11 protein-coding genes are annotated in these 12366 nt (G+C 62.0%); 7 read left to right on the plus strand and 4 right to left on the minus strand.

Annotated elements, in window-relative coordinates; all coding sequences use genetic code 11:
• Positions 1–226: 226 nt before the first annotated feature.
• The 6 genes from OPU96_RS02500 to OPU96_RS02525 all read left to right on the plus strand — a co-directional run bounded on the left by OPU96_RS02500 (position 227) and on the right by OPU96_RS02525 (position 8818).
• Complete coding sequence (locus OPU96_RS02500) at positions 227–2056, plus strand: extracellular solute-binding protein (RefSeq protein WP_226457215.1); 1830 nt, start codon at positions 227–229, stop codon at positions 2054–2056.
• Positions 2053–3885 (plus strand): extracellular solute-binding protein, encoded by a 1833-nt coding sequence (locus tag OPU96_RS02505; RefSeq protein ID WP_226457214.1) that lies wholly within the window; start codon positions 2053–2055, stop codon positions 3883–3885. The genes OPU96_RS02500 and OPU96_RS02505 overlap by 4 nt, the downstream gene beginning before the upstream one ends.
• On the plus strand, positions 3886–4959 hold the full coding sequence (locus OPU96_RS02510) for a microcin C ABC transporter permease YejB (protein ID WP_226457213.1): 1074 nt from the start codon (positions 3886–3888) through the stop codon (positions 4957–4959).
• A gap of 1 nt (position 4960) precedes the next feature.
• The gene (locus OPU96_RS02515) at positions 4961–5980 is read left to right on the plus strand and encodes an ABC transporter permease (RefSeq protein WP_192299711.1); all 1020 of its coding nucleotides are present in this window, start codon (positions 4961–4963) and stop codon (positions 5978–5980) included.
• Between the two features lies 1 nt (position 5981).
• Positions 5982–7583: an ABC transporter ATP-binding protein gene (locus OPU96_RS02520; protein WP_498558593.1), complete on the plus strand. Its 1602-nt coding sequence runs from the start codon at positions 5982–5984 to the stop codon at positions 7581–7583.
• A 359-nt stretch (positions 7584–7942) separates the two neighbouring features.
• A complete protein-coding gene (locus OPU96_RS02525) occupies positions 7943–8818 on the plus strand; it encodes an AraC family transcriptional regulator (RefSeq protein ID WP_192299713.1) in 876 nt (291 codons plus the stop codon).
• On the opposite strand, the gene OPU96_RS02530 is transcribed toward OPU96_RS02525, so the two are convergent.
• Complete coding sequence (locus OPU96_RS02530; RefSeq protein WP_192299714.1) at positions 8760–9347, minus strand: LysE family translocator; 588 nt, start codon at positions 9345–9347, stop codon at positions 8760–8762. The two genes, OPU96_RS02525 and OPU96_RS02530, sit on opposite strands and share 59 nt — an antisense overlap.
• An 88-nt stretch (positions 9348–9435) precedes the next feature.
• The gene (locus OPU96_RS02535) at positions 9436–9870 is read right to left on the minus strand and encodes a winged helix-turn-helix transcriptional regulator (RefSeq protein ID WP_226457212.1); all 435 of its coding nucleotides are present in this window, start codon (positions 9868–9870) and stop codon (positions 9436–9438) included.
• Positions 9871–9978: 108 nt separating this feature from the next.
• Between OPU96_RS02535 and OPU96_RS02540 the strand changes: the two genes are divergently transcribed.
• Positions 9979–10677, plus strand: coding sequence for an SDR family oxidoreductase (locus OPU96_RS02540; RefSeq protein ID WP_226457211.1), 699 nt, complete (start codon positions 9979–9981; stop codon positions 10675–10677).
• A gap of 22 nt (positions 10678–10699) precedes the next feature.
• Here the strand turns inward: OPU96_RS02540 and OPU96_RS02545 are convergent, their stop codons facing one another.
• Together OPU96_RS02545 and OPU96_RS02550 are read right to left on the minus strand one after the other, a co-directional pair.
• Entirely contained in the window at positions 10700–11329 is a 630-nt protein-coding gene (locus OPU96_RS02545; RefSeq protein WP_226457210.1) for a ribonuclease T2 family protein, read from the minus strand.
• A gap of 36 nt (positions 11330–11365) precedes the next feature.
• Positions 11366–12346, minus strand: coding sequence for a Gfo/Idh/MocA family protein (locus tag OPU96_RS02550; RefSeq protein ID WP_305392535.1), 981 nt, complete (start codon positions 12344–12346; stop codon positions 11366–11368).
• Positions 12347–12366 lie beyond the last annotated feature (20 nt).

Raw genomic sequence — 12366 nt, forward strand, 5'->3', positions numbered from 1 at the left:
TGACTATATGTACGCTGGCTTGTGTGGGAGCTGGCTTGCCTGCGATGGCATCACCTCGGTGCTTCAGATGTACCGTGCCGATGCCATCGCAGGCAAGTCAGCTCTCACATATGCTTTTCACATAGATCAAGCCCTCGGCTCGCCCTACCAACAACCTTTTTCCAACCGGAACAAGCTGTTACTGTACCGATCATAAAGCCCAAGCTGCCTGGATCGGATCCCTGATTTGAAGCGTCCCCTCCTTCTACTAATAAGTCTGGCCTTGAGCTTTGCCGCGAACGCGACGATTACCGAGAGCCACGGTTACACGCAGTTCGGCGTACTCAAATACCCGGCCAAATTCACCCACTTCGATTGGGTAAACCCCGCAGCGCCGAAAGGCGGAACCTTGCGGGTCATGGCCTTTGGCACCTTCGATACGCTCAACCCCTACACGTTCAAGGGTTCCAGCCCGGTTTCCACGCCCAACTTCCTGCAATACGGCGTCAATGAGCTGAACGAACCGTTGATGGTCGGCACCGGCCAGTACGCGCCCTCCGGCGATGAGCCCACCTCCAGCTATGGGCTGATTGCCCAATCGGTGGAATACAGCGAAGACCGCAGTTGGGTGGTGTTCAACCTGCGCCCGGAAGCACGCTTCCACGATGGCCACCCGATTACCGCCTATGACGTGGCATTCTCCTATCGCACCCTGTTGACCGAAGGCCATCCGCAATACCGCACCAACCTGCAAGAGGTGGCGCGGGTCGACATCCTCAACCGCCATCGCATCCGTTTCGTGTTCAAGCGCGCCGGCAATCCGCTGCTGATCCTGCGCCTGGGCGAGTTACCCGTACTGCCCCAGCATTACTGGAAAGACCGCGATTTCAAGGCCACCACCTTCGAGCCACCGCTGGGCAGCGGGCCATACCGCGTGACCAAAGTCACCCCGGGCCGGCAATTGGTGTTCGAACGGGTCAAGGATTATTGGGGCAAGGCCCTGCCGGTCAACCAGGGCTTGTATAACTACGACAAGGTCGAAGTCGAGTTCTACCGCGACAGCGATGTGGCCTTCGAAGCCTTCAAGGCCGGCGAATTCGACATCTATATCGAGCACCAGGCCAAGAACTGGGCGACCGGCTACAACTTCCCGGCGGTCAACCGTGGCGAGGTGATCAAGGCGCAGATCGCCCACCAGATCCCGACCCAGAGCCAGGGCCTGTTCATGAACACGCGGCGCCCGACCTTCAGCCAGGCCAAGGTCCGCGAAGCCCTTGGCCTGATGTTCGACTTTGAATGGACCAACCGCACGCTGTTCAGCAGCGCCTACAAGCGCACCCTGAGCTACTACCCCAACAGCGAATTCTCGGCGACGGGTGTACCGATCGGGCATGAATGGCTGCTGCTCTCGCCCTACCGCGACCAGTTGCCGCTTGACCTCTTCACCCAGCCGTTCAGCCTGCCGCAGACCGACGGGCGCGGCATCCCCCGCGACACCATGCGCCACGCCCTGGCCCTGCTCGGCGAGGCTGGCTGGAAGCTGTCCGGCCAACGCCTGCTCAACGCGGACGGGCAACCGCTGCGCTTCGAGATCCTGCTGGTCAACCCGAACCTGGAACGCATCCTGCAACCCTATGTCGAGAACCTGATCAGCATCGGCATCGACGCGCGCCTGCGCACCGTCGATCGCGCCCAGTACAAGCAGCGCCTGGATCAATTCGACTACGACATGATCCTGATCACCCTCAACCAGACCTTGAGCCCGGGCCTTGAGCAGTGGCAGTACTTCCACTCCAGTCAGGCCACGATCAAGGGCAGCAAGAACTACGCAGGCATCGCCAACCCGATTGTCGATCACCTGCTGGAACAACTGCTGGCCGCGCAGACCCGCGACGCGCAACTGGCCGCCGGCCGCGCCCTGGACCGGGTGCTGCTGTGGCAGCACTACAGCATTCCCAACTGGTATCTCAACTATCATCGCCTGGCGTACCGCAACCGGTTCGCCTTTGTCACCACGCCACCCTACAGCCTGGGCTTGAGCGCGTGGTGGCTGAAAGCTTCGGAGAAAGCCCAATGATGTCTTTGCGACCTGCACTGTTCGCCGGCCTGCTGCTCTGCAGCGCGGCCCACGCCGCCCCGCAACATGCGTTGACGCTCTACAACGAACCGCCCAAATACCCTGCAAACTTCAAGCACACCGACTACGTCAACCCCGACGCCCCCAAGGGCGGCACCTTCCGGGAATCCAGCCTGGCCGGCTTTGACAGCTTCAACCCGTTCATCAGCAAAGGCGTGCCTGCCGACAACATCGGCCTGATCTACGACACCCTCGCCACCCAAAGCCTTGACGAACCGTTCACCGAATACGGCCTGGTCGCCGGCAAGATCGAGAAGGCCCCGGACAACAGCTGGGTGCGTTTCTACCTGCGCCCCGAAGCGCGTTTCCACGACGGCCACCCGATGCGCGCCGATGACGTGGTGTTCAGCTTCCAGACCCTGATCAAGGACGGCACCCCGCTCTATCGCACCTACTACGCCGATGTCGACGAAGTGGTCGCCGAAGACCCGCTGCGCGTGCTGTTCAAATTCAAGCGCACCAACAACCGCGAACTGCCGCTGATCCTCGGCCAACTGCCGGTATTGCCAAAACACTGGTGGGCCACCCGCGACTTCACCAAGGGCAACCTCGAATTCCCGCTGGGCAGCGGTCCTTACAAGGTGGCCGAGGTCAAGGCCGGGCGTTCCGTACGCTACGAGCGGGTCAAGGACTACTGGGGCAAGGACCTGCCGATCAACAAGGGCCTGTACAACTTCGACCAGCGCATCACCGACTATTACCGGGACGCCACCGTCGCACTGGAAGCGCTCAAGGCCGGGCAATTCGACTACTGGGCCGAGTTCAGCGCCAAGAACTGGGCGAACGCCTATAACGTCCCGGCCGTGACCGAAGGACGCCTGATCAAGGAACAGATCCCCAACGGCAACCCCACCGGCATGCAGGGCTTCGTATTCAACGTGCGCAAGCCAATGTTCCAGGACGTGCGCGTGCGCAAGGCCATCAGCCTGTTGCTGGATTTCGAGTGGAGCAACAAGCAGCTGTTCAACGGTGCCTATACGCGTACCCGCAGCTACTTCGAAAACTCCGACATGGCCGCCACCGGCCTGCCCGGCCCGGATGAGCTGGCGATCCTGGAACCGCTGCGCGACAAGATCCCGCCGCAAGTCTTCACCGAGGCCTTCGAACCGGCCAAGACCGATGGCAGCGGCATGATCCGTGCGCAGCAGCGCGAGGCTTACCAACTGTTACAGGAAGCCGGCTGGAAGATCGTCGACGACAAGATGGTCGACACCAACGGCAAACCCGTGGTCATCGAGTTCTTGCTGGCCCAGACCGAATTCGAACGCATCCTGCTGCCGTTCAAGCGCAACCTGGCGGACTTGGGCATAGACCTGGTGATCCGCCGGGTCGACGTCTCCCAATTCGTCACCCGCCTGCGCTCGCGGGACTTCGACATGCTGGTGGGCAGTTTCCCGCAGTCCTCCTCGCCAGGTAACGAGCAGCGCGAGTTCTGGAAGTCGACCAGCGCCGACAAGCCCGGCAGCCGCAATTACATGGGCCTGAAAGATCCGGCCGTCGACCAGTTGGTGGAGCAACTGATCGATTCCGACACCCGCACCAGCCTGATCGCCCACGCCAAGTCCCTGGATCGCGTGCTGCAATTTGGCTACTACGTGATTCCCAACTGGCACATCAAGACCTTCCGCGTGGCCTACTGGAACAATCTCGGTCATCCAAAGGTTTCGCCGCTGTACGACGTCGGTATCTCCACATGGTGGAGCAAACCGAATGTGCAACCGCCCGTTCCCCCCCAGACGAGCGCCGATCCGGCGAGCGGAGGCGATTAAATGTTGGCCTATATCTTTCGCCGCCTGTTGCTGATCATCCCCACGCTGTTCGGCATCCTGCTGATCAACTTTGTCATCATCCAGGCCGCCCCCGGGGGCCCGGTGGAGCAAATGATCGCCAAGCTCGAAGGCTTTGACGGCGCCACCAGCCGCATCGCCGGTGGCGGTGCCGAAGTCGCCGTGGCCGGTTCCAGCTACCGCGGCGCCCAGGGCCTGGACCCGGCGCTGATCAAGGAAATCGAAAAGATGTACGGCTTCGACAAATCGGCGCCGGAACGTTTGTGGATCATGGTCAAGAATTACGCGCGCCTGGATTTCGGCGACAGTTTCTTCCGTGACGCCAAAGTCATCGACCTGATCAAGGAAAAGATGCCGGTGTCCATTTCCCTCGGGCTGTGGAGCACGCTGATCATGTACCTGGTGTCGATCCCCCTGGGGATCGCCAAGGCCACGCGCCACGGCAGCCACTTCGATGTGTGGACCAGCTCGGCGATCATCGTCGGCTATGCGATCCCGGCGTTCCTGTTTGCGATCCTGTTGATCGTGGTGTTTGCCGGTGGCAGTTATTTCGACTGGTTCCCGTTGCGCGGGCTGACCTCCAACAACTTCGACGAGTTGAGCTGGGGCGGCAAGATCCTCGACTACTTCTGGCACCTGGCCCTGCCGATCACTGCACTGGTGATCGGCAACTTCGCGACCATGACCCTGCTGACCAAAAACAGCTTTCTCGACGAGATCAACAAGCAGTACGTGGTCACCGCCAAGGCCAAGGGCCTGACCAACCACCGCGTGCTCTACGGCCACGTGTTCCGCAACGCGATGCTGCTGGTGATCGCCGGTTTCCCTTCGGCGTTCATCGGCATCTTCTTCACCGGCTCGCTGCTGGTGGAAGTGATCTTTTCCCTCGACGGCCTCGGCCTGATGAGCTTTGAAGCCGCGATCAACCGCGACTACCCGGTGGTGTTCGGCACGCTGTTCATCTTCACCCTGCTGGGCTTGATCGTGAAACTGATCGGCGACCTCACCTACACCCTGGTCGATCCGCGTATCGACTTCTCCAGCCGGGAGCATTGAGATGAACCTATCCCCCCTCAATCGCCGCCGGTTCGAACGATTCAAGGCCAACAAGCGTGGCTGGTGGTCGCTGTGGCTGTTCCTGATCCTGTTCGTGCTGAGCCTGGGCGCGGAACTGATCGCCAACGACAAGCCGCTGGCGGTGCACTTCGACGGCGGCTGGTACTTCCCCGCGCTCAAGCGCTACCCGGAGACGACCTTTGGTGGCGAGTTCCCCCTGGAAGCCAACTACAAGAGCCCGTACATCCGGGAGCTGCTCAAGGCCAAGGACGCCTGGACCTTGTGGGCGCCGATCCCGTTCAGCTACCAGAGCATCAACTACGACCTGAAAGTGCCCGCGCCGGCGCCGCCATCCAGCGTCAACCTGCTGGGCACCGATGACCAGGGCCGCGATGTGCTGGCGCGGGTGATCTACGGCTTCCGCGTGTCGGTGCTGTTCGCCCTGACGCTGACCATCCTCAGCTCGATCATCGGCGTGATCGCCGGGGCCTTGCAGGGCTTTTACGGTGGCTGGGTCGACCTGGCCGGGCAGCGTTTCCTGGAGATCTGGTCGGGGCTGCCGGTGCTGTACCTGCTGATCATTCTCGCCAGTTTTGTGCAGCCCAACTTCTGGTGGCTGCTGGGGATCATGCTGCTGTTCTCCTGGATGAGCCTGGTGGACGTGGTACGTGCCGAGTTCCTGCGCGGGCGCAACCTTGAATACGTGCGGGCAGCCAGGGCGCTGGGCATGCAGAACGGCGCGATCATGTTCCGCCATATCCTGCCCAACGCAATGGTCTCGACCATGACCTTCATGCCGTTCATCCTCACCGGCGCCATCGGCACCCTGACTGCGCTGGACTTTCTCGGCTTCGGCTTGCCGGCCGGTTCGCCGTCCCTGGGCGAACTGGTCGCCCAGGGCAAATCCAACCTGCAAGCGCCGTGGCTGGGCATGAGTGCGTTCGCCGTGCTGGCGATTATGTTGAGTTTGCTGGTGTTTATCGGCGAGTCCGCTCGCGATGCCTTCGACCCGAGGAAATGAGATGAATCAGGACAATCTGATCGAAATCCGCGACCTCAGCGTCGAGTTCGTCACCGGCGAACACGCTCACTGCGTGGTGAACAACGTCAGCTTCGACATCAAGCGCGGCGAAACCCTGGCCCTGGTCGGCGAAAGCGGCTCCGGCAAATCGGTGACCGCCCACTCGATCCTGCGCTTGCTGCCCTACCCGCTGGCGCGGCATCCGTCTGGCACCATTGGGTATGCGGGGCAAGACCTGCTGACCCTGAAGGAAAAATCCCTGCGGCATATTCGCGGCAACCGCATCGCGATGATCTTCCAGGAGCCGATGACCTCGTTGAACCCGCTGCACTCGATCGAGAAGCAGATCAACGAAGTGCTCGGCCTGCACAAGGGCCTGCAAGGCAAGGTCGCCACCCAGCGCACCCTGGAGTTGCTCGAGCTGGTCGGCATCCCCGAACCGCACAAGCGCCTCAAGGCCCTGCCCCACGAGCTGTCCGGCGGCCAGCGCCAGCGGGTGATGATTGCCATGGCGCTGGCCAACGAGCCGGAGCTGTTGATCGCCGATGAACCGACCACTGCGCTGGATGTGACGGTGCAGTTGAAAATCCTGGAATTGCTCAAGGAGTTGCAGGCGCGCCTGGGCATGGCCATGCTGCTGATCAGCCACGACCTCAACCTGGTACGGCGGATTGCCCACCGCGTGTGCGTGATGCAAAAGGGTTGCATCGTTGAACAGGCCGAGTGCGAAACGCTGTTCCAGTCGCCCCGGCATCCCTACACCCAGGAATTGCTGGCGGCTGAACCAAGTGGCGGACCGGCCACCAATGTGGTCGGCCCACCCCTGCTGGAAGTGAATGACCTCAAGGTGTGGTTCCCGATCAAGAAAGGCTTTCTGCGCAGCACCGTGGATTACGTCAAGGCGGTGGATGGCATCAACTTCAGCCTGCCCCAAGGGCAAACCCTGGGCATCGTTGGCGAAAGCGGCTCGGGGAAATCCACCCTTGGCCTGGCGATCCTCCGGCTGATCGCTAGCAAGGGCGGCATTCGCTTCGAAGGCCAGCAACTGGACTCACTCACCCAACAGCAGGTACGCCCGCTACGCCGGGAAATGCAGGTGGTGTTCCAGGACCCGTTCGGCAGCTTGAGCCCGCGTATGTGCGTGAGCGAGATCGTCGGTGAGGGCCTGCGCATTCACAAGATGGGCACGCCGGCCGAGCAGGAAGCGGCGATTATCGCGGCGCTCAAGGAGGTCGGGCTGGACCCGGAATCCCGGCATCGCTATCCCCACGAGTTCTCCGGCGGCCAGCGCCAACGCATCGCCATCGCCCGCGCCCTGGTGCTCAAGCCACGGTTGATCCTGCTGGACGAACCCACCTCGGCGCTGGACCGCACGGTGCAACGCCAGGTAGTGGAACTGCTGCGCAGCTTGCAGGCCAAGTACAACCTGACCTACCTGTTTATCAGCCATGATCTGGCGGTGGTGAAAGCATTGAGTCATCAGTTGATGGTGGTGAAACAAGGCCAGGTGGTGGAGCAAGGCGATGCAAAGGCAATCTTCGCCGACCCGCAACACCCCTACACCCGACAGTTGCTGGAAGCCGCCTTCCTCGTACCGGCCTGACCCGTACGGTTCAACCTTTGGCAGTTGGCTTGTGTGGAAGCGGGCTTGCCCGCGATTGGAGTGTGTCATTCGAAAGATTCAGCACTGACAGGACGCCATCGCGGGCAAGCCCGCTCCCACATTTGACCGTGCCCAACCTGAACGACAGCCTCAACGGCGGCGATTCGGCACGGGCTTCTATGGCGAGCCACGCAGCCTGCAACGGGCGACCAAATGGGACTTCTGACCTGAAGCCAATACCCCAGGGCCGACGACCTGCACCGGATGACACTCGCGCAATCTTGAAGCCTTGAACATTGCGCGATTTTGTATAACGCTGCCGGTCCGCCTATACGGTTCTTCGCCAGGGAATGCCCGCCATGACCCCTTCCACCGCCCCGCACTTCTGGCGTGACCCTGCGCTGGCGTTTATCGAAGCGCGCACCATCGCCGACGGGCGCAAGGTCACCTACGCGCGGCACGCTCATGAGCATTTTTCCATCGGCGCGATCACCAGCGGGCGCAGCTATTACCACTACGGCACGGACACCTTCGAGATCAGCGCCGGTACGGTGGTACTGATGAACCCTGGCGATGTGCACGCGTGCAATCCGATCCGTAACGAGGCCTGGTCCTATCAGATGCTGTACATCGATACGCCCTGGCTGACCGAATTGCAGCACCAACTGGGCTTCAGCACCGACCAGGGCTACCGGCCGTTCGACATCCCCTACGTGCGCGATGAAGCGCTCTACGCTGGGCTGTTGGAGCTGTACCGGGTTCTGGTGGATACCCAGGCCGAGCACCTGCACAAGCAAAGCGCGCTGGTGGGTTTCTTCACTGAGGTGCAGCAGCGCCTGAACCCGTCCGACGCACCGTTGCGCGAGGTCAACCACAAGCTGGAGCGCGCCGCCGAGTACATCCGCGCGCACTGCACCTGCGCCTTGAAACTGGAAGACATCTGCCTGGCCGCCGAACTGTCGCCGTCCTATCTGATCCGTGCGTTCAAGCAGTATTACGGGTTGACGCCCCATGCGTTCCTGATCAACCAACGTATCCAGTTCGCCCGCACGCAACTGCGTCAGGGCGAACTGATCGCCGATGTGGCCCTGGCCGCAGGTTTCGCCGACCAGGCGCATTTCCAGCGGGCGTTCAAACAGCATTTTGCGGCGACGCCGGGGCAATACCGCGATGTGCTCAAGCCATCAGCAAATAACCCACACTGGCCACCAGCAACGCGGCCATTGAACGGTTGAACACGCGCACGCCCTGCGGGTTGCCCAGGTAGCGCCGCAAAAAGGTCCCGGCATACGCCCAGCAGGCCACCGACAGGTAGCAGATCACCAGGTACAGCGCAGCAAACAGCCACACTTGAGCGGCGTCGCCATCCGCCACAAACAACCCCATCCCTGCCACGCAGGCCAGCCAGGCCTTGGGGTTGAGCCATTGCATAATGGCGCCGTACAGCATCGACGGCGCGGTGGCGGCGTTATCGGCTTGCAGGCGGCCATCGTCGCACGCCAGTTTCCAAGCCATCCACAGCAAGAAAACCACCCCGCCCCACTGGATCAACTGGGTCAGCAACGGCCAGCGCACCAGCACTTCGTGCAAACCCAGGCCGATCAACACCAGCAACAAGGTAAACCCTGCGGCGGCGCCGAATACATGCTTCTGGCTGGCGGCAAAGCCAAAGCGCGCACCGGAGCTGAGGGCCACCACGTTGACCGGGCCCGGTGTGATGGAGGTGGCCAGGGCGAAGGCGGCCATGGAAATGATCAAGCTCATTGCAATTCCCTTTTTCTGTGACGGTGAGGATGACGTCACGGTAAAGGGCGGCACGCGCCAGGTATTGAACAAAATGCCCCTCGGGGCGTTACGGCGCAGGCGCTTGGGTGACGACGTCGTCAACACCCAGCACGCGGCCGTCCTCAGACACGATCTCGACCTTGCGCAGCGGCTTGAGCGAATGCGCATCCAGCAGCCGCGTGCCGAGCAGTTGCGGCTGAGTGTGGGCCTCACCCCATTGCGCCAGCGTCACCAGCACCGGCATCAGCGCGCGCCCCTTGTCGGTGAGTTGGTACTCGTTGCGCGCGCCGACTTCGTTGAGCTGCAACAGGCCCTGCTCAACCATCTCCTTGAGCCGGGCGGCGAGGATATTTTTTGCTACGCCCAGGTGTTTCTGGAAATCACCGAAGCGCGTCACGCCGGCAAACGCGTCGCGGATGATCAGCAGCGTCCACCAGTCGCCCACCACGTCAAGGGCACGGGCCACCGGGCAGCAGTCGCCTTCCAGGCATTTGCGTTTCATGGTCAGGCCTCCAGCCAGTTGAAAAAAATATGGTTGCATTATAGGACCGATAGCCGCAGGATAAAAACGGTTTCATCATTAAACCTATTTTGCAGCGTGGAGTTCAGCATGGACATTCGTGGAAAAGTGGTACTGGTCACCGGCGCCAATCGTGGCCTGGGCAAAGCGTTCGTCACCGCGTTGCTGGCAGCGGGTGCAGCCAAGGTCTACGCCGGTGCGCGTGATCCCGCCAGCGTCGACATCCCCGGCAGCACGCCGATTGCCCTCGACATCACCGACGCCGCCAGTGTGCAACGGGCTGCCGCGCAGTGCACCGATGTGAGCGTGGTGGTCAACAATGCGGGCTTTCTCAAGTACGGCTCGCTGCTGGCCGACGACAGCGTCGAAAACCTGCAACAGCATTTTGACGTGAACACCTTCGGCACCCTGCGCGTGAGCCGGGCGTTCGCACCGATCCTGGCCCGCCAGGGCGGCGGCGCGCTGATCAACGTGCTCTCGGTATTGAGCTGGCTGAGCCCACCGGGCGCCGGGGGCTATAGCACCTCAAAATCCGCCCAGTGGGGCCTGACCAACGGCCTGCGCGGCGAGTTGCGCGAACAGGGCACCCTGGTCATCGGCGTGCACCCCGCCTACATCGACACCGACATGGTCGCCGACGTGCAGGCCCCCAAGAGCACGCCCCAGGAAGTGGTCGCCCTCACGCTGCAAGCACTGGCCGAAGGCCGTGAAGAAGTGCTGGTCAGCGACACCAGCCACGGGGTGAAGGCGTCGCTGTCCACGGACAGCCCGGTGTATCTCAACCATTGATCAAGGGAATGTGCGGGTTGCCTTAGCGCTGCGCCGGAATGCGGATGTCGCCGTCGCGGCATTGGCTTTTGACGCTGCGCGGGCAACCGGCGAACGCCAGATCCTTGGTCAGGCACACGCGCACTTCCGACAACACCTTGCCCTTGCAGATCACCGCCAGGCCATGGTTGCCCAGGCGCGGGTTGCTCTCGCGAAACAACGCCTCGATCTCGCGGGCCGGCAACGCCGGTGGCGTGTTGAACGGTTGCAATTGCGGCGGAATCACCACCACGCCCAGCGCCTGGTCGGTCTTGGCCAGGTAGTCCAGCGGCTCAAGCCCGGAACAGGTGCCATGCTTGGCCCATTCGTGCTTGAGCAGCGCTCGTGTGGGAAACAACGCCGCGCCCTTGTCCAATTCCTCGCGGCTCAAGCGCGACTGCGGCGCACACGACGCCGGCCAGCCGCCCCGCGCGTACTGCGGCCACAAACCATGCAACACAAAGCCGTAGCCCTTGCCCGAACACTGCTCGTTGTCCGGGTGGGTCAGGCAAAACGTCGGCGACCACGACAGTGATAACACATAAAAATCAAACTCCCCAGGCGTGCCTTGGCTACGCGCAGCCGCGCCTGCGCTTGTGGCGAGTGCCAGCCACAACAGCATCCAGTATTTCATCGGTGTGTTTCCTTGAAAAAATAAACCCTATCGTGCTTACCCAGGGTGATGGGGGTTGCGTTGTAGCACCGCATCCAGGATCCGGTCGGTTTTCAATGCCTCGATCGCCAACGATGGATGCAGCGCCTCACCACGGATATGCGCGTTCATGGCCAGCACGTGGTGCCACTGGATATGTGCGTGGCACGGCACCTCCAGGACCTCGCACGTATCCCCCTCAAGCCGCAAGGGTTGGTCATCGAACACCGAGAACTCGATACGCCCCTGACTGCCGATCAACACGACACGATCTTCACGTCGGTCCGCGACAAAATTCCAGCAGCCCATGCCCAATGCGCCCGAGGCAAAACGCCAGCTGGCGGTCACCGCATCCTCCGCGGCATAACGGCCGGCCTGGCGCGAGGTAAAACCGGCCACTTCGATGATGTCGCCAGCCAGGTACTGGAACAGGTCGAAGCCATGGCTGGCCAGGTCGGCAAAGTAGCCGCCACCGGCAATCGCCGGATCGGTGCGCCAGTTGTCGGCGTGGGCGTCCGCAACGGCCTGCGGCTTGCACAGGGTCCAGGTGAGGTGACGCAACTCGCCGATGCGTCCTGCTTGCAGCCAATCGCGTACCTGCTGGAAACGCGGCAAGGAGCGGCGGTAGTACGACACAAACAGATGCAACCCGGCGCGCTCGAACGTGCGCTGCATCAACGCGCTCTGCTCGGCATTCATCGACATGGGCTTCTCGACGCAGCAGTGCTTGCCGGCCGCCGCCACCATAAGGCTGTATTCAAGGTGGCTGGCAGGCGGCGTGGCGATGTACACCGCGTCCACCTCGGGGTCGTCGATCAGCGCCTGGGCGTCGGTATAAAAACGCGCAATGCCGTGGCGTGTTGCATAATCGCGCACCGCCGCTTCACGGCGCCCCATCACGGCCACCAAGGCCGAACCTGGCGCTTTGTAGAAAGCGGGTCCACTCTTTAACTCAGTGACACTGCCGCAACCGATCATGCCCCACCGCACGGTGTTCATCTGTTTTCCTCGTCCGTTTT

It is taken from the genome of Pseudomonas sp. RP-B7 (assembly GCF_059803535.1).

What these genes read in the sequence shown, in the direction of transcription:
- OPU96_RS02505 (WP_226457214.1), top strand. Translation starts at nt 2,053, where the DNA reads ATGATGTCTTTGCGACCTGCACTGTTCGCCGGCCTGCTGCTCTGCAGC.
- OPU96_RS02510 (WP_226457213.1), top strand. Translation starts at nt 3,886, where the DNA reads ATGTTGGCCTATATCTTTCGCCGCCTGTTGCTGATCATCCCCACGCTG.
- OPU96_RS02515 (WP_192299711.1), top strand. Translation starts at nt 4,961, where the DNA reads ATGAACCTATCCCCCCTCAATCGCCGCCGGTTCGAACGATTCAAGGCC.
- OPU96_RS02520 (WP_498558593.1), top strand. Translation starts at nt 5,982, where the DNA reads ATGAATCAGGACAATCTGATCGAAATCCGCGACCTCAGCGTCGAGTTC.
- OPU96_RS02525 (WP_192299713.1), top strand. Translation starts at nt 7,943, where the DNA reads ATGACCCCTTCCACCGCCCCGCACTTCTGGCGTGACCCTGCGCTGGCG.
- OPU96_RS02530 (WP_192299714.1), bottom strand. Translation starts at nt 9,347, where the DNA reads ATGAGCTTGATCATTTCCATGGCCGCCTTCGCCCTGGCCACCTCCATC.
- OPU96_RS02535 (WP_226457212.1), bottom strand. Translation starts at nt 9,870, where the DNA reads ATGAAACGCAAATGCCTGGAAGGCGACTGCTGCCCGGTGGCCCGTGCC.
- OPU96_RS02540 (WP_226457211.1), top strand. Translation starts at nt 9,979, where the DNA reads ATGGACATTCGTGGAAAAGTGGTACTGGTCACCGGCGCCAATCGTGGC.
- OPU96_RS02545 (WP_226457210.1), bottom strand. Translation starts at nt 11,329, where the DNA reads ATGAAATACTGGATGCTGTTGTGGCTGGCACTCGCCACAAGCGCAGGC.
- OPU96_RS02550 (WP_305392535.1), bottom strand. Translation starts at nt 12,346, where the DNA reads ATGAACACCGTGCGGTGGGGCATGATCGGTTGCGGCAGTGTCACTGAG.